16 protein-coding genes are annotated in these 20,778 nt (G+C 69.4%); 8 read left to right on the top strand and 8 right to left on the bottom strand.

Going from position 1 to position 20,778, the window contains the following annotated elements; translation table 11 throughout:
• Nucleotides 1–376 precede the first annotated feature (376 nt).
• From ACEXOX_RS38430 to ACEXOX_RS38420, 3 genes are all read left to right on the top strand, one after another.
• A complete protein-coding gene (locus ACEXOX_RS38430) occupies nt 377–1,093 on the top strand; it encodes a GAF and ANTAR domain-containing protein (protein WP_406525387.1) in 717 nt (238 codons plus the stop codon).
• A gap of 274 nt (nt 1,094–1,367) precedes the next feature.
• Nucleotides 1,368–1,622, top strand: a complete 255-nt coding sequence (locus tag ACEXOX_RS38425) for a hypothetical protein (RefSeq protein WP_406525386.1) — start codon at nt 1,368–1,370, stop codon at nt 1,620–1,622.
• A gap of 260 nt (nt 1,623–1,882) precedes the next feature.
• A complete protein-coding gene (locus ACEXOX_RS38420; protein ID WP_406525385.1) occupies nt 1,883–2,557 on the top strand; it encodes a DUF2637 domain-containing protein in 675 nt (224 codons plus the stop codon).
• A 240-nt stretch (nt 2,558–2,797) separates the two neighbouring features.
• Here ACEXOX_RS38420 and ACEXOX_RS38415 read toward each other — a convergent pair whose 3' ends face one another.
• Entirely contained in the window at nt 2,798–3,073 is a 276-nt protein-coding gene (locus ACEXOX_RS38415; protein ID WP_406525384.1) for a DUF6415 family natural product biosynthesis protein, read from the bottom strand.
• Nucleotides 3,074–3,536: 463 nt separating this feature from the next.
• On the opposite strand from ACEXOX_RS38415, the gene ACEXOX_RS38410 reads away from it, so the two are divergent.
• The 3 genes from ACEXOX_RS38410 to ACEXOX_RS38400 all read left to right on the top strand — a co-directional run bounded on the left by ACEXOX_RS38410 (nt 3,537) and on the right by ACEXOX_RS38400 (nt 6,863).
• A complete protein-coding gene (locus ACEXOX_RS38410; RefSeq protein WP_406525383.1) occupies nt 3,537–5,174 on the top strand; it encodes a PAS domain S-box protein in 1,638 nt (545 codons plus the stop codon).
• Nucleotides 5,078–5,443 (top strand): ATP-binding protein, encoded by a 366-nt coding sequence (locus tag ACEXOX_RS38405; RefSeq protein ID WP_406525382.1) that lies wholly within the window; start codon nt 5,078–5,080, stop codon nt 5,441–5,443. Before ACEXOX_RS38410 ends, ACEXOX_RS38405 begins: the two co-directional genes overlap by 97 nt.
• 661 nt (nt 5,444–6,104) lie before the next feature.
• Nucleotides 6,105–6,863: a hypothetical protein gene (locus tag ACEXOX_RS38400; protein WP_406525381.1), complete on the top strand. Its 759-nt coding sequence runs from the start codon at nt 6,105–6,107 to the stop codon at nt 6,861–6,863.
• A gap of 560 nt (nt 6,864–7,423) precedes the next feature.
• Here ACEXOX_RS38400 and ACEXOX_RS38395 read toward each other — a convergent pair.
• From ACEXOX_RS38395 to ACEXOX_RS38375, 5 genes are all read right to left on the bottom strand, one after another.
• A complete protein-coding gene (locus ACEXOX_RS38395) occupies nt 7,424–7,648 on the bottom strand; it encodes a hypothetical protein (protein WP_406525380.1) in 225 nt (74 codons plus the stop codon).
• A 40-nt stretch (nt 7,649–7,688) separates the two neighbouring features.
• Nucleotides 7,689–7,982 carry a thioesterase domain-containing protein gene (locus ACEXOX_RS38390; protein ID WP_406526601.1) on the bottom strand — a complete coding sequence of 98 codons (294 nt, stop codon included), beginning with the start codon at nt 7,980–7,982 and terminating at the stop codon, nt 7,689–7,691.
• A 70-nt stretch (nt 7,983–8,052) separates the two neighbouring features.
• Entirely contained in the window at nt 8,053–14,556 is a 6,504-nt protein-coding gene (locus ACEXOX_RS38385; protein ID WP_406525379.1) for an SDR family NAD(P)-dependent oxidoreductase, read from the bottom strand.
• Nucleotides 14,557–14,661: 105 nt separating this feature from the next.
• Nucleotides 14,662–15,450 carry a WS/DGAT domain-containing protein gene (locus ACEXOX_RS38380; RefSeq protein WP_406525378.1) on the bottom strand — a complete coding sequence of 263 codons (789 nt, stop codon included), beginning with the start codon at nt 15,448–15,450 and terminating at the stop codon, nt 14,662–14,664.
• Nucleotides 15,384–16,061 (bottom strand): wax ester/triacylglycerol synthase domain-containing protein, encoded by a 678-nt coding sequence (locus tag ACEXOX_RS38375; RefSeq protein ID WP_406525377.1) that lies wholly within the window; start codon nt 16,059–16,061, stop codon nt 15,384–15,386. The genes ACEXOX_RS38380 and ACEXOX_RS38375 overlap by 67 nt, the downstream gene beginning before the upstream one ends.
• Before the next feature lie 180 nt (nt 16,062–16,241).
• Here ACEXOX_RS38375 and ACEXOX_RS38370 point away from each other — a divergent pair, with 180 nt between their 5' ends.
• Together ACEXOX_RS38370 and ACEXOX_RS38365 are read left to right on the top strand one after the other, a co-directional pair.
• The gene (locus ACEXOX_RS38370; RefSeq protein ID WP_406525376.1) at nt 16,242–17,408 is read left to right on the top strand and encodes a zinc-binding dehydrogenase; all 1,167 of its coding nucleotides are present in this window, start codon (nt 16,242–16,244) and stop codon (nt 17,406–17,408) included.
• Between the two features lie 239 nt (nt 17,409–17,647).
• The gene (locus tag ACEXOX_RS38365) at nt 17,648–18,061 is read left to right on the top strand and encodes a helix-turn-helix transcriptional regulator (protein ID WP_406525375.1); all 414 of its coding nucleotides are present in this window, start codon (nt 17,648–17,650) and stop codon (nt 18,059–18,061) included.
• A 14-nt stretch (nt 18,062–18,075) separates the two neighbouring features.
• Here ACEXOX_RS38365 and ACEXOX_RS38360 read toward each other — a convergent pair whose 3' ends face one another.
• Nucleotides 18,076–18,978, bottom strand: coding sequence for an alpha/beta fold hydrolase (locus ACEXOX_RS38360; RefSeq protein ID WP_406525374.1), 903 nt, complete (start codon nt 18,976–18,978; stop codon nt 18,076–18,078).
• Between the two features lie 125 nt (nt 18,979–19,103).
• Nucleotides 19,104–20,639, bottom strand: coding sequence for an acyl-CoA synthetase (locus ACEXOX_RS38355; protein WP_406526600.1), 1,536 nt, complete (start codon nt 20,637–20,639; stop codon nt 19,104–19,106).
• Nucleotides 20,640–20,778: the final 139 nt, after the last annotated feature.

Genomic DNA, 20,778 nt, shown 5'->3' with positions numbered 1-20,778 from the left:
CCGCCGCACCGGAAGCGCCGCCGAGGCGTTCCTGGGAAGGCAAGGGGCGGGTGCGAGAGCGGGCGGGGGGTCCGGCCTCGCGCCCGATCACCGTCGGCCCTCGGCGGCCACCTTCGGCGCCTCCGCAGGGAGCTTCAAGGGCAGCTTGCCACGGCCTGTCAGCAAGGTCCGGTCCGATCCCAGCCAACTCGCCCGACACCCTGCGTCCCGACGGTGCCCCGGCCTGCCGGGCACGGGCGCCGCAAGAGGCCGAGGCCGGCACCGGCGGCCTCCCGGAGGCGCCCGGCGAGCACCGGTTCGGCCCGGAGCACGCCCTGTCGTGCGCGCGCGGCACATGACTTATCCCGGTGTTCGCCGAGACAAGGACAACCAGCACATGAAGCCCGGCTCTGATGCGGTGCGCCTGCTGCACGCCGCCGCCCGCCCGCACGACCACGCCCAGCTGCCCCGGCGGCTGTGCACGGCGCTGCGCCAAGGTCTGCCGGTGGACGAGGTGGCCCTGTGCCTGTTCACCAGCCGGGAGTGCCGCCAGCTGCTGGGCGCCTGCGGCCCGGCGGCGCTGCGCCTGGAAGAGGTCCAGTTCGAGACCGGCGAAGGCCCCGGCACCGAGGCGGCAGCCACCGGCCGGCCGGTCCTCTACCCGGACCTGCGCGCCCGGCCGATGCCCTACCCCTTCTTCGCGCCGCGCCTGCACGAGGAAGCCGCACACGTCGCCGCCGTCTACGCCTTCCCCCTCACCCTCGGCACCCACATCCTCGGCACCGCACAGTGCCTGCGCTACCGGCCGCACCGCCTGGACGCGACGGTCCTGGCCCACACCGCCGCAGCCCTGGAGGTGACCGCGGGCGCCATCGCTGACTTCTGCCTGCCCCGCCTCACCGACGGCGAGCCCCTGCCGTGGGAGCCCGCCGAAACCCTGGACGCGCACTGGGAGACCACCTACCGGGCCAGCGGACTGCTGGCCGACCTGCTGGATACCTCGGTCACCGACGCCTTCGCACGCCTGCGCGCCACCGCCTTCACCACCGCACGCCCCCTGCCTGCCCTGGCGCAGGACATCCTCAGCAGCCGGGACACGCCCCGGCGGGAATAACGCCGGGCGGTGAGCCGGGGCTACGCCCAACGCTGACCGGGCGAACTGCTCGAACAGTGCGCGGTGGCTATCCGGCCGCCGTCTCGCTCGCCGTCTGCCCGCCCCCTTCGTTCTGGCGCAGCGGCGGGTGGCCTGCCTGGCCTGATGGTCCGCTCGTGGGGCGATCGTGTCTGCACTTTGGCAGTAATGATGAGCAATAAGACTATGCACACCTAGAGGCGTAAAAAGGGGTAATAGGCGTTTCTTGCTGGGCCGCGGCGGCGTTGCGGTCTGCGTGACCATTCCTCCGCAGGCCCATGTGCTGCCGGTGCGCCGCCTCGGCCGCTGGGTCCTCAAGCCCGCCCCGCCTCGCGCGGCGGCGTGGTCGCCGACCTCGGTCTACGTCCTGCAGTGCGGCACCGAGCGTGTCGCGCTCGTGTACTGCGCGGATCTGCTGGTGCGCCTGTTGTCCGACCTCGACAGCATTCGCCAGAGCCCACGGCTGCGGTTGTCAGAGCCACACCGTGGCACCACTTCCGCCGCACCCTGACGCCAGGCTGACTCCTCTCGCACGTGTCAGCCCATCGCCCTGCTCCCTGTCCCTGAAAGGTCGTTGTGTACGAACCTCCCCTACGACACCTGCTGGAACCTGACGTCGATCCGGTCAGCGAGCCGCACGCGGACGAAGTCCCGAACGCCATCGCGCCAGGCTTCTTCGCGGCGCCGTTGGCCCCCGGCTCCGCAGCGGATTCCCCCGCCGGCCACTGGCCCAGTTGCTGGTCCGGCTCAGACGGGGAGGCATGGGCGGAAGTGATCAGCGGACCGCTGTTCCGCGACCAGACCGCACAGGAGCCCCTCAGCGATCTGTGCGCCGCCGCCCGCCGACGGGTCGCTGTCGATGGACTGGATGCCGAACTGGCCGAACTGCTGCGGGCCGCCGAGCCTGCTGTCGTCCCGGCGGGAACCGGGGCGGGGCCGGCGCGGCACCGCAAACACGCTCCCGCACCCCCGTCCCGCGAACGCCCCCGGCCCTGGCGCCAGCTCGTGGCGCGGCTGGCGGTGCTGCTGACGGCGGCGGTGGTCGCAGTCGTCAGTGTGCTCGGTGCGGCGGCGTGCTACCCGCCGCTGCATCATGTGGCTGCTGGTGCCGCGCCGCCCGGCATCGCGGCTCTGTGGCCGCTGCTGATCTTCGCCCCGTGGATTGCGGCGACCCTGTCGATCCTGCGGGGCCGTGTCCACCGCCGGCGCACGGCCCACGCCTGGTGTGTGGTCGTCTTCTGCGCGGCCACCGCCACCACGTTGTGTGTGCTGTCTGCGCCCACCACACCGTGCGGTATCACCGTCGCTGTGCTGCCGCCGGTCACCGTCGTGCTCTGCTTCCACCAGCTCGTACGCCAACTTGACCAGGCCGGCGCTCCGGTGGCGCCCGGACCGGCCCGGCACGCCGCGGGAGTACGCGGCTACCACCGGCTGGCCCCCCGGTAGAACCCGGAGTGCTGGCTGCAGGCCGCCCGTCCTGGGCGCGAAGGTATGGAGCGGGGTGGCCCCGGCCGTACTCGTCCCGTCACGGGGACCGGGGCCTGTCCCGCACACTCCAGACCGGTGCAGGCTGCAGGAGAGCCTAGCGCCTCCGAAGGCACGCAAGCGGCACCGCAGCCGGCGACACGGCCTTCCCGTCTTCCCGCCGCGGTGCGCCACCACAAGTGCAGGCCCGGGCCACCCTGTTCAGCAGTCGGGTGCCTGCTGGGCCAGCAGCCACTGGACGGCGTTGGCCAGTTCCGCGAGGTGGGCCGGGGTGGGCGGATGGTGCTCGCGCAGCGGACGGCGGATGAGGTGATCGATGTCGTCCAGGCGGGCGGTCAGCCGGTCCCATGGCGCGCCGCCGTGCCACAGCGCGTCCGTGCGGACCCGCACGGGCTGTGCCAGCACGGTGATGTGCTGGCACAGTGCGGCCTCCACCGCCGCTCGGCCGTCGGGCGTGGCGCCAGCGCCGTCGGCCATGTGTCGTGCGCGGGCCAGGGCACTTGGCAGGGGCCTGCCGTCCGGCGGAGCCTCGGTCTGGATGCCGGCGGGCGAAGGGGCCGTGCGCGGCCGGGGTTTGATCTTCGCAGTCTGCACGGCTTGACCGTGCCGTTCACGGAAGGCTCCCGCCTGCCCGAACACTGCGAAACCACTGCGCAGTTGGTACCGCTGTGCAGGTGTTCGCCTGACGCGGTGCGGACGTGCCCTGCATCTTCGGCCTTGCCAACTGCTCTCCAGCGGTCAGTGGGCGGTCGTTTTGCGGGACTGAACAGGCGGTTTCGTACGTGCGGGGGCAAGGGCGCGCTAAGGTGGCGCGGACGTGGCAGCGGTGGTGAAATATGCGCACTCGCCGGGCTTGGGCCGTGCGGGGTATGCGGGCCGGGTGTGCGCGGCTGCGCGGGGCCGGTCCGCATGCGGGTGCGTGGTGCGAGATGAGGCAGTGATGACGTCAGTGGCGCCCCTGCGCAGCGGTGCAAGCCGCCCGGAGCTGTTCAGGGACCTGGTGGAAGGCTCGCAGGACCCGATCCTGGTCAAAACGGCCGACGGACAGATCACCTTCTGGAATGCCGCCGCGGAGCGCCTGTACGGCTACCGCGCCATCGAGGCCGTCGGACAGCACATCGGCCTGATCATCCCGCCGCATCTGCGGGAGGAGGAAGCCGGTCTCCTCAAACGCCTGCGCGCCGGTGAGCTGGTGGAGCACTACGAGACCCAGCGCCTGACCCGCAGCGGACGGCTGGTGGATGTCGATGTGTCCTTGTGGCCGATACGCAGCCCGGACGGCACCGTGCACACCGCCTGCTCGGTGATGCGCGACATCACCGTCCGCAAACGTGCCGAAGCCCGCACCGACGAGCTGGCGGTCCTCGTCGAATCGTCCCAGGACGCCACCCTCATCAAGACCCTCGACGGGCAGATCACCTTCTGGAACGCGGCCGCCGAGCGCCTGTTCGGCTACCCCGTCGGCCAGGCCGTCGGCCGGCACATCGGCCTGATCATCCCGCCCGAACTGCGGGAGGAAGAAGCCGGCCTGCTGAAGCGCATCGCGTCCGGGGAGCGCATCGAGCACTACGAGACCCGGCGGCTGACCCGCGACGGGCGCCCGGTGGACATCGATGTGACACTGTGGCCGATCCGCGACCGCACCGGCACCATCACCGGCGCGTGCTCGACCATGCGGGATCTCACCTGCCGCAGACGCGCGGAGAAGGAGCTCGCCGAGCTGCGGCACCTGTCGCTTGCGCTACGGCTGATGGGCGAGGCCGAACACATTCCCGGTACCGACGCCGCGGCCCGCTACCTGCCCTCCACCCAGGGCCGGGGGGTGGGCGGGGACTGGTACGACCTGATCGACCTGGGCGCCGGACGCACCGGGATCGTCATCGGGGACGTGATGGGCCGCGGTCTGGAGGCCGCCGTGGTCATGGGCCAGCTGCGCTCGGCGGCCCGGGCCCTGGCTCTGCACGGAGTGCAGCCGGCCGAGCTGATGCAGAGCCTGGATGCCTTCACCCGCGGCCTGCCCGAGCAGTTCGTCACCTGCCTGTACCTGGAGGCAGACCCGGGCAAGGGCGAGGTGACGGTGTCCTCGGCCGGCCACCTGCCGGTGCTGCTGGCCGCACCGGACGGAGCGGTTGAGCAGCTGGCGGTGCCGACGGGCGTCCCGCTGGGAGTGGGCAAGGTGTCCTACCAGCAGGTCCGCCTTCCCCTGCGGGCCGGAACCACCCTGGCGCTGTACACCGACGGCCTGGTCGAAACCCCGCACAGCGACATCGATGCCCGCCTCGACGAGCTGACGGCCGCACTCCAGGAAGCCTCCGCCGCCACCAGCGGCCTGGAAGAAGCCGCCGACCACATCCTGCAGTCCATGCTTCCCGGCACCATCGCCGCCCCTGCCGCTGCCGATGATGTGACGCTGCTGCTGGTCACCTTCCCCACCGCCCCCTGGACATCGTTACGGCGGAACTGCCCGGCGAGCCCGCCTCCGTGGCGGCCGGGCGCCGTCTGCTGGTCACGCACCTGCGCTCCTGCGAACTGGAGGACCTGGCCGATACCGCCCTGCTGCTGGCCTCGGAGCTGCTGAGCAACGCCGTGCTCCACGCCCAGGGCCCCATCGGCCTGCGCGTCTGGCACAGCGTCCGCGAACTGGGCATCGAAGTCACCGACCGCAGCACCGCCCGGCCCCGCGTCCGAGCAACCGACAGCGGCGCGGAACACGGGCGCGGACTGATCCTCGTCGAAGCCCTCGCCGGCGCCTGGGGCACCCATCTGCACGGGGCGGGCAAAACCGTCTGGTGCACCCTGCCCCTTCCCGGACAGCCTGGAACGCGGACAGTCCAGGAGAAGACGTAGGCCGGTGCTGGCCGTTGCTCGCGTGCACTCGGCCTCTCTCGCCACCGCCGTGGACCCGGCCGACAAGCCCCGCTGGCCCACGCGGTTACGTGGGCGGCTACGGTGAGCAATTCGAAGGAGGGGAAGTCGAACATTGCGCAGAGGACGTACTTACCCCGGCCTGGACCCGGAATACGCCGCCTGCAGCGGCGTCTCCGGCATCGGCTTTTGGCGCCCTGCGCGCTCGCGGAAAGGCTCAGCGGGTCAGCGTCGACGACGCCCTGTTCGTCAGCCGAGACGGGCTCGTCTCCGAGAGTGGCACCTGGGACGAGGCGTTCTTCGAGCAGGAGGGCACCGCCGTATGGATGCAGACGCCGTGACCGGGTGACCAGATGGACCGGCCGTGAGGCCGAACTGCTGTACCGGCCCTGCGCAAAACGGGCACACCAAACTGCTAGGCGTGAATCCCAGCCAGGTTATCCGGTGTAAGCGCCGCGGGGAGAGAATCGTGCTTGAACTCAATTTCAGACATCACACCATGACCGTACCGGCGGGGCGAACTGAAAAGCGAATAAAGAGAGAGCTTAGATATCCCGCGTAGAGCGAACCAGCCTATGTACGGGCGTGTCGCGAGCGTTCTCTGGTCGCCATGCCGTCCACTACGCAGAGAATGGAGCCAAACGTGAACTCCACTCAGCCCTCCCGCCGCAGGCATGCACGCGGAGCGGTTATCGCCGCGACCCTCCTCGCCGCCACTACGACCTCCGCCGTCGGCTTCACTGGTACCGCACAGGCCGCCTCCACTTGCTTCAACAACGGCGCCCCCATGTCCGTCAACGGAGGGGAGATCAACGGAACCGCAGGTGACGACAAGATCCGTTGCCTCGCCCTCACCGGCCGGGACACCGTCAACGGTCTCGGGGGCAACGACACCATCCAGATCACGGGGCTCCTCGGGGACGCGCGGGTCAACGGCGAAGCCGGCAACGACACGATCACCGTGAGCTCCCTCAGCGGACAGGTGCACATTGACGGCGGCGACGACAAGGACGCTATAACCGTCAACTCGCACATCTCGGGCGAATTTCAGAACAGGTCAGAAGTGGCCGGCGGCAACGGTGATGACGTTCTGTCCGTTCAGGATGTGGGCGTACAGTCCGAAGTTCGCGGTGACGCCGGCAATGACACGCTGAACATCCATAGCGTCGATCCCGGCGGGCGGGCGGAGGGCAACGACGGCAACGATCTGCTCAGGATCAGCCGTAATGCGACTACGGTGATGGCCGGGGACGGCGACGACACCATCGAAGGCCCTAACGGCACCCGGATGACTCTGGCTCCGGGCTCCTTCACCGACGGCGGAAACGGCATCGACACCTGCCGCGTCCAACGGCCGGGGGCGGGAAGCGCCACCGTCGCCGACTGCGAGACCACTCCCTGAGCGCACCTCCGGGCCCCGGAACAGTGGCAGCCACGGACCATCCTCGGCGGGCTCATCGGCGTGGAACGGTGGCCTTGGACCAAGCCGTCAGGGCAGGCCAGCGACGGTGAGCGGCACGGGACCTACCGGTTCGCCAGCGACCTGACGCCCGAACAGGGCCGGGGAGTCGGCTGCCGGGGCAACTTGCTCGGTCTGTGGGACCTTCGGTGTGTCGGCGGCTGCAGCTCCGCCTGCCGGCAGGGGAGACCACCGGTCGAATGCGCAGGCGCCTGGCTCATTGTCCACGGCAATCGGCTCCTGCGCTGCCTCGGCACCTTCGGGAACGACGCCTGGCTCCGCCCAACCGGGGGCGGAGCCCTGAACCAACGCCGGATGATCACCCTAGGAATCGCCCCACAGCGACAGCACCTCGGTGGTCACCCCCGACACCTCGTGACCACAGGTGCGGGCCTTCCCCGGGAAAGCCCCCGGCCAAGCAGCATCTTCGGCGGGCTTCCAGCTTGGCCAACGAGTGCTTCGGCCGCGTTGCTCTGCTACAAGCGCCCCGGCGGGTGAACTGTTCACCCGGTGGCGTGCCGGCGGAGGGAGGCGCGGATGGCTTGGGCGGTGGTGTGTGCGTCGGTGCTGAGGAGGGAGAAGTGGTCGCCTGGCACGGTGGTTGCGGTGTGCGGTACGGGCCACTGTGAGCGTTGCCCCAGGGTGAGTTCGGTTGCCTGTATGTGATGGGTGGGCACCGGTGACGGGGCGGGCGTCCAGTCGCGAAAGAGTGTGAGGTAGTGGCCCATGGCGGTCAGGGCTGCGGTTGTCAGCTCTGTGTGTGCTCCGTTACGGGTGTCGCCCCAGAGGGCTCGGGTGAATTCGACAAGCGTCTTCGGGGGATCTGCTGCGGCACGCCGGCGTCCAGCAGGACGAGCTGTACCGGGGGCGGGCGGAGCCGGCCAGGTGGTGTGCGACAAGGTGGGCGAGCCAGCTGCCGGAGGAGTGCGCCAGCAGCACGTAGGGGGTGTCATCGAGATGGTGGCGCACTTTCGCCGCCAGTGCGGTGATGAGAGCGCTGTGGTCATGAGCCAGCGGCTCGGTATCGGTGTAACCGGGCAGGGCACGGCCGTGGTGGCGTATTCGGCCAGGAGCCTGGTCAGGTCGTGGTACTGGTGCGGGTCGGCGGGGGCGATCAGCGAGGGGAAGAAGATCAGGCGTGGTCCGGCGGGGCGCGCGGGGCTCGTTGATACCGGCTCCGGCAGGGAGGAAGCGGGGTGCGCCTGGCCGGTGCCTTCTCTTGCGAGGCGCTGGCGGGCTGCATCGCGCAGCAGGGCGAAGCCGTGGTCGGGGCCCTGGGTGCGGCAGGTGCGTTCGAATCGCTGGGCCAGCGCATCGTGCCGGCCGGGGGCGGGCGCTTGGGCGGCTCGCTGGCGGGCGCCTTCGGTGGTGTGGAGTCGTCGGTCAGCTGGGTGTCGATGTGGAGCGCCAGGGCGTGCGGGGTGGGGTGGTCGAAGATCGCGGTGGCTGTCAGGCGCAGGCCGGTGACCTGGTTGAGGCGGTTGCGCAGTTGCACCGAGACCAGGGAGTCGAAGCCGGCGCTCTTGAAGGACTGGGAAGGGTCGAGCTGTGTGCTCTGCCCGTGGCCGAGGGCTTCGGCGGCGGCCCGCAGGATGAGGGCGAGCACTGCCTGTTGACGTTCGGGTCCGGGCGGCATCCCGGTGGGGGAAGGCGAGGGTCCGGCTTCGGGTGCTGTGCCGTTGACCCGCTGCGGCCCGGTCTTGAGGTGGGCGAGCAGAGGCGGCAAAGAGCCAGCGCTTTGGGCTCTCAGAGCGGAGGCGTCGACGGGGGTGGCGGCGACGTGCGCATCGGGGAGGGCGAGGGCGGCGTCGAGCGCGGCCAGTGCCCGGGTGCTGGTGAGCGGGGTGAGGCCGGCGTGGCGTAAGCGGTCGCGGTCGGCTGTGGTGAGGTGGGCGGTCATGCCGCTGGTCTGTTCCCAGTAGCCCCAGGAGACGGACAGGGCGGGCAGACCGCGAAGGCGGCGGTGGTGCGCCAGGGCGTCCAGGGCCGTGTTGGCGGCCGCGTAGTTGGCCTGGCCCGGTGTGCCGAGTTGGCCTGCCATGGAGGAGTAGAGCACGAAGGCGGCGAGGTCCTGGTCCTGGGTGAGCTGGTGCAGGTTCCAGGCAGCGTCCGCCTTGGGGCGCAGAACGGCTTTCAAGGCTTCAGGGGTGAGGGTGGTGAAGGTGGCGTCTCGCAGTACGCCGGCTGCGTGGACGATGCCGGTCAAGGGATGGGCGGGGTCGATTTTGTCGAGGAGGCGGGCCAGAGCAGCAGCGTCCGCGGTGTCGCAGGCGCGGATGTCTATCTGTGCGCCGAGTGCGGTCAGTTCGTCGTGCAGTGATTGTGCGCCGGCGGCGTGGGGGCCCTGGCGGCTGGTCAGTGTCAGGTGGCGCACGCCGTGCCGGGTGATCAGGTGGCGTGCGAGGGTGGCGCCGAGGGTACCGGTGCCCCCGGTGATCAGGACGGTGCCGTCGGGGTCGAGGGGCTGTGGCAGCGTCAGTACGATCTTGCCCACGTGCTGGGCCTGGCGCATGTAGGTGAATGCCTCGGCGGCATGGCGTACGTCGAAGGCGGTGACCGGCAGCGGCGCGAGGTCGCCTCTGTCCAGTTTCCCGCGTATCTGTTCCAGGAGCTCGTGCAGGTCGGGTTCGGGTGCCTGTGACAGGTCGAAGGACTGGTACACGATGTCCGGGTAGTGCCTGGCGGCGGCCTGGGAGGCGGGCAGGTCGGTCCTGCCCATTTCCAGGAAGTGGCCGCCGGGGCGCAGCAGCCCGAGGGATGCGTCGATGTGGTTGCCGGCGAGCGAGTTGAGGACAATGTCGAAGGTCCGCTCGCCTGCGGTGGTGCGGAAGTCGGTCGCGTACTGCAGGGTGCGGGAAGATGCCAGGTGCGCGTCGTCCAGGCCCCATTGGCGCAGGGCCGGCCATTTGTGCGGGCTGGCGGTGGCGAAGACTTCCGCGCCGAGGTGGCGGGCGAGGTGGACGGCCGCGGTGCCGACGCCGCCTGCCGCCGCGTGGATGAGCACCTTCTGCCCAGGGCCGAGCGATGCCAGGTGGGTCAGGGCGTAGGCGGCGGTCAGGTAGGCGACAGGTATGGCGGCGGCATCGGCGAACGTCCAGCCCTGGGGCATACGGGTCAGGTAGCGGTGGTCGGTGACGGCCCGGGGCGCGAACGTGCTGGTCGCGGAGAACAGGCCCGTCACTGCGTCGCCCACGTTGAGGTCGCTCACGCCCGCGCCGGTGGCCTCGATGATGCCTGCGCCTTCAAAGCCTTGCCCGAAGGCGTTGGGTTCGACCATGTCCAGGGCGAGCAGGAGGTCACGGAAGTTCAGGCCGGCGGCCCGCAGGCGCACCCGGACCTGCCCAGGACCGAGCGGGGCGGCAGCCTCCGGATTCTCGCGCAGTGCGAAGCGGTGCAGTGCCCCGTCGGCTCCGGTGTCGAGTCGCCAGTCCTCGGTGGCCGGTAGGCACAGCCCCCGCTGCAGCCCGGCCCGCTCCAGCCGCGGTTTGCGTACGGCACCGTGCCGCAGGGCCACCTGCGCATCACCTGAGGAAGCTGCGGCGATCATGGCATGGAGGGAGGTGGGGTGGTCGTCAGCGTCGAGGAGGACCAGCCGGCCCGGGTGTTCGCTCTGGGCGCTGCGTACCAGCCCCCACAGGGCCGCCTGGGCCCAGTCGACCGGCTCACCCGGCTCGGTGGCCACCGCTCGGCGGGTGCGTACGAACAAGGTGGTCCGGGCGAAGCGTTCTTCGCACAGCCAGGTCTGCAATGCCGACAAGAGGCGGCTGGTGGCTTCGTGCACTCCTTCGGCTGACACCTGGTCCGTCAGGCCGGAGCAGTCCACCAGGTGCCAGTCTGCGGCGGGTGACTCGGCAGTGACCAGGGCGTCGATGTCCGGGTAGTGCTCGGCGTGGGCCGCTTCCGCTTCACTCGGGGCCGGCCCGGCAATGACAGCGCCGCGGCCCCGGGCGTGGTGGCGGCGCGTGCCGGTGGCACCGTTCTGCTGGGGCCAGGACAGGCGCCACAGTTCGGACGGGGCGGCCGCCGGGGTGCGCAGGCCGTGGGCGGTGACGGGACGCATGGAGAGAGCCTCGACGGTGACGACGGGGTGGTTGTGCTGGTCGGTCAGGTACAGTGCCACCTCATCCGTGTCGGGGCAGCGGGCCAGGCGGGCGCGCAGCGCGGTAGCGCCGGTGGCATGAAGGCGGATATCGCGCCAGACGAAGGGCAACAGCAGCCGGTCACCCGTTTCGATGAGCAGGCCGTGCAGTACGGAGTCGCTGAGTGCGGGGTGCAGATGGCAGCGCCGGGCCTCGGCACTCAAGGAGGAGGGCAGTGTCGACTCGGCGTACAGAGTGCCGGGGTGCTGGTCGTCGCGCCAGAGGGCGGTCAGGCAACGGAAGGCGGGTCCGTACCGGTAACCGGTCGCCGCCAAACGGTCGTAGGCCCCCTCCAGGTCGACGGCGGTCACGTCGGCAGGAGGCCACGGGACACAAGGCGTACTGCCGCTGCTTTCGGCCTCGGTACGGGCGGGGGCGCCCGGGGCCAGAGCGCCCGTGGCGTTGCGGGCCCAGGGCGTGCCGGGTGGGGCGTCCGCAGGCCGGGTGTGGATGGTGAGCACGCGGTGGCCGTCGTCCTCGGCGGGGCCGACGCGGACCTGGACGAAGCCCGGGGCATCGTGAGACAAGAGCAGCGGCTGCTCCAGGAGCAGTTCTTCGACCCGGTCCGTGCCCGTGGCGGTTGCTGCCTGCAGCGCCAGCTCCACGAAGGCGGTGCCGGGCAGCAGTGCGGTGTCGTGGACGGCGTGGTCGCGCCACCAGGACTCGGCCCGGCCCGGCAGGGTGCCGGTCATGAGCCATTCGCCGGTGGGCAGTTCGGTCATGGTGCTCAGCAGCGGGTGGTGGCAGGCGTCCAGGCCCGTTGGGGTGGCGTCGGTGGCCGTGATCGCGTCCGGCCAGTACCGCCGCCGCTGGAAGGGGTAGGTAGGCAGATCCACGGTGCGCGCCCCGCTGCCGGAGAAGACCCGGGACCAGTCGACGTGGACTCCGGTGGCCCATGCTTCGGCCTGGGCGCGGCGCAGCCGGTCGGTGCCGCCGTCCTCACGGCGCAGTGTTCCCAGTACTCCTGCCGGGATGCCTGCGGACTGTGCGGTTTCGTTCAGCGCGGTGGTGAGTACCGGGTGGGGGCTGACCTCGATGAAGTGGGCCGGGCCGTCGGCCAGGGCTGCGCGCAGCGTCTGCTCCAGGCGCACGGGGTGGCGCAGGTTGCGGTACCAGTAGGCGGCGTTGGCTTCCAGAGGTCGCAGAGCCTGTGCGGTGACGGTGGAGTACATCGTCAGGGTGCCGGCGTGGGGCCGGACGGTGGCCAGGGCGTCGGTGAGATGTTCTTGGAGTGCTTCCACGTGGGAGGAGTGGGAGGCGTAGTCCACGGCGACCGCGCGGGCCCAGATCCCGTCATCCTGGCAGTGGTCCAGCAGCTCTCGCAGTGCCGGTGCGTCTCCCGAGACGAGAGTGGCGGCGGGGCTGTTGACCGCGGCGAGGGAGAGTCGCCCGTCCCAGCGTCCGAGCAGGCCGGTGGTGTCGTGCTCTCCCAGGGCGAGGGAGGCCATGCCCCCGTGTCCGGCGATGCGGGTCAGTGCCTTGCTGCGCAGGGCGACCACGCGGGCGGCGTCCTGGAGAGTGAGGATCCCGGCCACGCAGGCCGCGGCGATCTCGCCCTGGCTGTGACCGATCACCGCATCGGCCGCTACCCCGTTGACCGACCAGCAGTGGGCCAGGGCCACCATCATGGCGAACAAGGCAGGCTGCACCACGTCGACCCGGCTCAGGTCCGGGGCTTGCCGGGTTCCGCGCAATACGTCGAGCAGCGACCAGCCGGTGTGCGGGTCCAAGGCCGCGGCACAGGCGTGGATGCGGTCGGTGAATGCTTCGGAGGTCTCCAGCAGCTCCCGGCCCATGCCCGCCCACTGCGAACCCTGGCCGGGAAACACGAACACGTTCCGCGCGCCCGGGGTGGCCGTCGCGGTGACCAACTCGGCGTTTCCGCCACCCTGTTCCAGGGCTGCGAGGGCGGCGTGCCGGCCTCCGGCGGTGGACGCGGTGACCACTGCACGGTGGGTGAATGCCGTGCGGGTGGCGGCCAGAGACCAGCCGACGTCCGCGGCACGGGCCTCCGGCCGGTCGGACAGGTGGGAAAGCAGGCACTGGGCCTGTGCCCGTAGAGCCTGAGGCGTTCGGGCGGAGAGCACCCACGACGGCAGGGGGCCGCGCGCCGGGCCGGATGCCGGCTCAGGTTGTTCATGCCGGTGGGCCCGGTCGCCGGCAGGGGCCTGTTCGAGAATGAGGTGGGCGTTGGTGCCGCTGATGCCGTAGGAGGAGATCGCGGCGCGCCGCGGCTGTCCCGGGTCGGGCCAAGGACGGTTCTCGTCCAGCAGGCGGACGTGTCCGGCGTCCCAGCGGATGGCGGAGCTGGGCTGCTCGCAGTGGCGGCTGCGGGGCAGGACGTCGTGTTGCAGGGCCAGGACCGCCTTCATCAGCCCGGCGCCGCCCGCGGCGGCCATGGTGTGTCCGATGTTGGACTTCACCGAGCCCAGGTACGCGGGCCGCCCGGCGGGGCGGCCCTGGCCGTAGGTGGCCAGCACGGCGTGTGCCTCGATGGGATCGCCTTTGCGGGTGCCGGTTCCGTGTGCCTCGACCAGGTCGATGTCGGCCGGGGTGAGCCCAGCGTCGGCCAGCGCGGCGCGGATCACCGCTTCCTGGGAACTCTGTCTGGGGCTGGTGAGGTTATCGCTGGCACCGTCCTGGTTCAGCGCCGTGCCGCGGATGACGGCAAGGACCGGACGGCCGCCGCGCAGGGCTCGTTCGTACGGTTCCAGTACGAAGACGACCGCGCCCTCCCCGGGGCCGAAGCCGTTCGCGTGCCGGCTGAAGGAGCGGCTGTGGCCGTCGCCGGCCAGCACTCCTTGCCGGCTGAAGTCGACGAGCAGCCCCGGCGTACCCATCACGCTCACCCCGCCTGCCAGCGCGAGGGAGCACTCACCGTCGCGCAGGGCCCGCACTGCCAAGTGCACCGCGGTGAGGGCGGACGAGCAGGAGGTGTCCACGGTGACGGCCGGGCCGAGCAGCCCGAGATGATAGGCCAGCCGCCCGGAGAGCACGCTTCCGGTGTGGCCGGTGAGCAGGTGGCCGTCCGATGTGGTGTCACTTTGGTGCAGGCGCGGGCCGTATTCCAGGTCGAACGCTCCGGCGAACACCGCGGCGTCGGTTCCGTGCAGCGACTGCGGGAGCAGCTGTGCGCGCTCCAGTGCCTCCCAGGAGATCTCCATGAACAGCCGTTGTTGCGGATGCATGGCCAGCGCCTCGCGGGGACTGACGTTGAAGAACTGCGCGTCGAATCCGGCCGGGTCCGGCAGGAACCCGCCGCCGTGCACGTAGTAGGCCCCGGAGCGGTCACGGTCGTCGTCCTGACGGGCGAGCAGGTCCCAACCGCGATCGCGGGGAACCGGCGAAATGCCGTGACGGCCCTGGACAATCATGTTCCACAGGTCCTCGGAGCTGTCCACTCCGCCGGGCAGGCGGCAGGCCATGCCGACGATGGCTACGGCTTTGCGCGATGATGCCTGAGTGTGCTGGCCGCTCGGGCGTGCTGAGGCGTTCACTGCGACGGCTCCTTGAGTAACTGCGTTCTTGTGGGTACCGGCACGGAAGGGGCAGGGTTGCTGTAGGGCCCGTTCAGCCTGGTGGGAAAGCTGCTGCACCCTTGCTCAGCCGCGGCGGGGCGCACCGCCGAGGGGGTCGAGAACCTCGACGCCCAGATACTCCGCGAAGCTTCGGCGGACCGCATGGTCGAAGTACGTGACGTCGGTGATGGCTCGCGGGTCCAGGTTGTAGGCGATGCCGCAGGTGCCGGCGAACGACAGCAACGTCGTGATGCACGCGGTGGTGCCGCGAGGGCCGAAGGCCAGGGCGGATGTCACCTGAGCTCCGGAGAGGTAAAGAGAATGAGCTGGTCCCACGTTGCTGCTGGCTATCAGGTCGACCGTCGACCCGATCCGCCGTATACCTGCCTGCAGGAGGAACTCCGGCAAGAGGCCGAACGCGGGCGCCAGCGCGGGAAACAGCTGGAGAGCCGCATTGCCTCGGACGCTGCGCAGAAGATGGTCGGTGACGCGCAGGGCGTCGGTCGGCCGCTCGGCCGGGCTCAGTGGTGCGGCGAGCCGGACCGGAGCGAAGAGGTTGCCGCCCGTGTGGTTTTCCCGAGAGCGCACGTTGACGGGCAAGGCGACGGACAGCTGGTCATGCGACGATGCCAGGTGCTGGTGGTAGTCGGCGAAGGCACGCAGCAAGGCGGTGAGGAATGTCGCCGTGACCGAGACGTGCGAGGTTCGGCTGACACGCTGGATCTCGCTCAGCGGTACGTGAAGCGTCCCGTAATGACGTCTGCGGCTGCGTGGGGAGAGCAAGGGTGAGGCGGGGGACGGCGTGGTCAGGAGTTCGGCGACGGACTGGAGGCCGGACAGTGTGCTGGCGCCGGTTTTGAGGGGCGCGCGCACGGCGTGGGAAACGTTGCGGGCGAGCCGCTGCCATTGTTCGTGAGCCTGCCGCGGCAGACGAGTGACGTCTTGCAGTGCCCGCTCAAGGAGCAGGACGCCACTGCTGTTCCGTGTAGGGGCAGCGGGGGCTTCGCCGGCGAGCGCAGCGAATGCTTCCGTGTGCGGGGAAGCAGGCTTTCCATGGCCTGACGCAATCCGGCTCCGTCGGTAACGCTGTGGTGCAGTCGAAGCAGCAGCGCCGCCCGCCCTTCCGGCAGGCTCTCGACGACCAGGGCCTCCCACTGCGGCCGGTGGCGATCCAGCATCGGTGTTCCGAGCTGCCGGGCCAGGAGCAGCACTTCATTCCAGGCGTTGTCCTGCGACACTGTGACGCGACGCAAGTGGTCTTCCAGGGTGAAGTCGGGGTCGGGTGCCCACATCGGGCGCCCTAACGTCTGCGGACCGTCGACCACGCGCCCTCCCAGGCGCACCGTTTTACGGGCCAGGTGGCGGAAGGCACTGCACAGGTGGTCCCAGTCGGGACGGGTGTCGAGCAAGAGGAGCACCACTACGTCGGTACGGTAGTCCGGGCTGTGGCCGAGCCGCCACATCGCGGTTTCGAGCCCGTTCATACTGCCGGCAGGTGCCCACTCGTTGGTGCCTGCAGCTTCTGTCGGCACATGTCCTCCGAACGGCGATCGGTGAATGCGACAGCAGGTCACGTTCGGAGTACCCGGGCAAGCCGGATATCGCTCTGGGCATTTGGTCCCAGACATGTTGGCCCATACCGGCCGGGGTGCGGGCCGCCTACCATGCAGTCGATCCCGCTGTCGGAGCCAGGACTCGACACGCGCTGCTGTCCGATCCCGGAATTCGGTACGTCAGTGTTGGCTCCTCACACCTGGTTGCCGCGGCAACAGATTGCGGACGGTGATGTCATGGGTGATGGCGTATCGGGCCAGGCTGTTCGTCTGCGCATGGGCCGCGGCGGCAAATCCGGCGCCATCGTGAGAGTTCGTGAGCCTCGCCGCCAGCCCGGAGATGACGAGGTGGAGATTGCCGTGAGAGCGGCGAGTCTGAACTTCGTCGATGTGTTGAGCGCGCGCGGGAAGTACCCCTCCGAGCACGGGCAACCCCCGTTGGGGGCGGATTGTTCCGGCGTGGTCGTCCGCAGGGGACCGGCAGTGACGGAGCCGGCCATCGGGGATCGTGTGGCGGCCCTGGTGGCGGATGACCAGGGCGCCTGGTCCTCCCATGTCACCGTGCCTTGTGATCTCGTTCTGCCCATGCCGGAGGAACTGGATTTCACGACCGCTGCGGCCCTGCCCGCGGTTGGCCTGACCGCGTGGTACGGGATCAAGACGCTGGCCCGGGTCGAGTCAGGTGAATCCGTCTTGGTGCACTGCGCCACCGGGGGTGTGGGGCTGATCGCCGTGGGGCTGGCGTGTGCGGCCGGCGCACGCGTCTACGGGACGGCCGGTTCGCCCGCGAAGCGACGCTACCTGCGTGCTCTGGGAGTGGAGGGTGTCACCGACTCCCGTACGGTCGGGTTTGCGGACAGCATCCGCCGGGCCACCGGAGGGCGCGGGGTGGATGTCGTGCTGAACTGTCTGCCGGGAGCGGCCCAGCAGGCCGGCCTGGAAACGCTGGCGATCGGCGGACGGTTCGTCGAACTCGGCAAGCGCGACATCTACAGTGGCGGCAGTCTCGGCCTGACGCCGTTCCGCCGCAACCTCGCGTTCTTCAGCGTAGATCTGCAGTTGCTGGCCCAACAACGGCCGACCATCTTGCGAAACGTTGCGCGTCAGGTCGCGCGCAGTATGGCGCATGAAGACTTCCCGCTCCCTCCCGTCACCGTCTGGGAAGGCGAGCAGGCACGAGAGGCGCTGGAAGTCATGGCCGGGGCGCGGCACACTGGCAAGATGGTGCTGGACTTCACCAGGGGCAAGCAGCCGCTGGCAATGTCTCCAGCCGCATAGCGAAGTTCGCCTTACTCGTCCTCCCTGCGGTATCACGTTTTCACCGCGCTAGCCGCTGTCATATTCGGTGAAAAAATCCCTTCCATCACCCGTCCCTGTTACCACGGCGACCTCGGAGATTGCGAGCGCTTTCGGTCGGCACCTCGGCGTTCTCGTCTGAAAAACGCGCTTACTGACAGGCCATTGCGGGGATTACCCCTCGGACTCAAAGACTCTCCGGAGCGGGGAGTCACTTCTTCATGGGCGGCCGCCAGGTGAGGGGGCAGGACATGGATGAATCGGGGCGACCTCCTGCGGATACGGACGCGGGTGCCTGCTCGTGCGCGCGAAGCATCGCGGAACAATTGGCGGGCGTCGTGGCCATGCAACAGGACCTGGTAGAGGTCATGCGCGGTATGCAGCGAACCCTGCTTGAACAGGGTAATGCCGCTTCGGTTCGCGAGATTCCGGTTACGCCGGCGGCGCTGCAGTCCCTGACGCACCAGGAACGTCGCGTCCTCTCAGTGGTCAGCTCCGGGCAGAGCAACCGTGCCACCGCCCGAAGCCTGGGCATCTCCGAGAAGACGGTAAAGAACCACTTGCACAACGTATTCCAGAAACTCGGTGTCAGTAACCGAGTGGAAGCCGCCTTGATGATGCAGTCGACAAGCTGATCGACTGAGGCGAGCTACGAAGAGCACCGAGCCGATCCCTCCGCAACGCTACCGAGAAACGGCCGCATGACCTCCAGGACTTCGGTCGATGCCTCGACGTGCGGAATGTGCCCGGCAAACGGAACAAGGTGCAGCCGGGCAGCGGGCAACAGCCTGGAGGCGCGGACGCCATGCCAGAACGGCACGACGTTGTCCAGCAGCCCCCACACGAGGAGCACCGGCATAGACAGCTCCGGCAAACGGTCGACGACGGGATACTTCTGGCCGAGCCAGCCGACGTTGCGGCGGGCCACACTCAGCGCCATGCGTAGATACACGCGACTGCGCGAAGCCTCCACCTGGTGCTTCCAGGCCGCCCGGGAAACCCGCCAAGGCTGCCGGTACAGCGAAGGCGCGAGCAGCAGACTGAGGAGTTCGGCCCCGCCGGGCATCAGGTTGGCCGCGGCAGTGAGCCGGCCCAGCGGAGTATTGGCGTTGGCGTAAAGCAGCGGCCCCACGGCGCGGCCCAGCCCGGCGCCGTCAACAATGATCATGGCGGGCACTCGGCCGGACTGCTGCAGGGCCGCGTGAAGGGCGGTGAGCCCACCGAAAGAGTGGCCGCCCAATATGGTGTCGCCGATCCCGACCGCGTCGGCGAAGGCCCACACGAACCTCGCGATGTGCTCGGCATCGTCTTGTTCCCCGGACGTCGGTGGCAGCGTCTGGGTATAGCCGTAACCGGGCAGGTGCAGGGCCACCACGCGATGCCCGGGCGCCAGCTCCGAAAGGATGTCGGCCCAGTCGAAGGCGGTTCCGGCGTCACCGTGCAGCAACAGTAGGGCGGGTCCGGTGCCGGCCTCCAGATACTGAGTGCGGATCTGCCCGACATGGATCTCGCGCTGCTTCAACGTGCCCTCTCCCATCTGGTATCCGCCCATCGCTGAAGCCCTCTGGGCGCGGAGCCTTTGCGCTGATGGGTGAAGACGGACACCGAGAGCCCCGAAAGGTGGAAAGCATCGGCGACAGAGCTACCGGAGGATGTTGAAGAGCCAAGCCACGCAACTCACTCGTGTGACCCGGTGTCGGTGGGTCGCCTGGCCTTGCGCAGATGCTCTTTGAGGACTTTACCCGCAGGGGAGATCGGTAACTCGGACACGAACTCCACGGTCTTGGGGCACTTGTAGCCGGCGATCAACTCCTTGCAGTGCGCCCGCAACCCGTCGGCTGTCGTCTGCCCCTCACCGGCCAGGACGACGACGGCGTGCACCCGTTCGCCCCAAGTGGCGTCAGGCACCCCGATGACGGCGCAACCAGCCACCGCAGGGTGGTGCAGGAGAGCGTTCTCGACTTCCGTGGAGTACACGTTTTCGCCACCACTTATGATCATGTCTTTGATGCGGTCCACGATGGTCACGTATCCGTGTTCGTCCATCCATCCGCTGTCGCCGGTGTGCATCCATCCCTCGCGCACGGCGTGGGACGTCTGCTGCGGATCGTTCCAGTAACCCAGCATCACGTTGGCTCCCCGGACGGCCACCTCGCCGACCTGCCCCCGGGCGGCTTCAGCCCCGTCGGCGGCAAGGATGCGCACCTGCGTGTGCGCGGCGGCTCTCCCGCACGACCGGGCCGTATCGGGACGTTGGTGGTCGGCCGGCCCCAGCAGGGTGGCGATAGGCGCGAGTTCGGTCATGCCGTATGCCTGCACCAGGTCGACCCCTGGCAAGGCAGCCCGGGCCTCGGCAAGCGTACTTTCCGGTATGGGCGACCCGCCGTAGACCAGCCGGCGCAGGCTCGACAGGTCGGTGTGGGGGCGTTGCGGGTGCTCCAGCAGCCGCTGGAGCATGGTCGGCACGAGCAGAGCGGAGTCCACCCGGTGCCGTTCGACAGCGCGTAGCACTCCTTGCGGGGTGAAGGCAGGCAGGATGACGTGCGTGCCGCCCACCAGCAGTTGCGCCGTCCAAAGAGCGAGAGCGGCCAGGTGGAACATGGGAGCGGCGTGCAGACAGCTGCCGCCGGGGGTGACCAGAGGCAAGGTGGCCTGACTGCCCAGCGCGGACGACACCAGGTTGGTGTGGCTCAGCACCACCCCCTTCGGGAACCCTGTGGTGCCGCCGGTGTAGAAGATGCCTGCGGGCGCATCACCACCAGTGCCGCTGTCGTTGATCGGAGTCGGCTCCAGCATTTCCTCATAAAACAGAGCCCCCTCGGGGGCAATTCCGTCGCCGCAATAGACCACTGCTATTTTCCCGCCCTTGAGCTCCGACGCAAGCACAGCACAGGCATCGTCGACGAACAAGACGCAGGCGCCACTGTGGCGCAGGGCAAACTCCACCTCGGCTGCCGACCAGCGAGTGTTGAGCGGAACGATTGCGGCCCCCAACCACCAGGTGGCCAGCAGGGTTTCGTGGAAGCGGTCGGAATTCAGCGAAAGCAGGGCCACGCGAAAACCCGGCCGGACCCCCAGTGCCTCCATGCCCGCAGCAAGACGCGCCGTGCGGTCCGCACACCGGGCAGCAGTAGTGACTCGGCCTTCATAAACGGTCAGTGGACTACCCGGCGTTTGCTGCAGGGCTCGATGCAATCCTTGAGTCAAATACATGATCACTCCCAAGAGGAGGGAGGGACGCGATGAGCGGATCAGTATTAGCGAGAGGCAGCGAACAGTGCGGCACAGAAGTCAACCGAACGCCAGCCATCTCAGGAATTCGGCATAGCAACTTCGGCTAGGCATCTACCCG

Origin of the sequence: Streptomyces sp. Ac-502 (assembly GCF_045222935.1) — a bacterium.
GTDB classification, from domain to species: Bacteria; Actinomycetota; Actinomycetes; order Streptomycetales; family Streptomycetaceae; genus Streptomyces; species Streptomyces monomycini.
The sequence above is the reverse complement of the archived record's forward strand: the minus strand, read 5'-3'. Positions and strand labels throughout refer to the sequence as shown.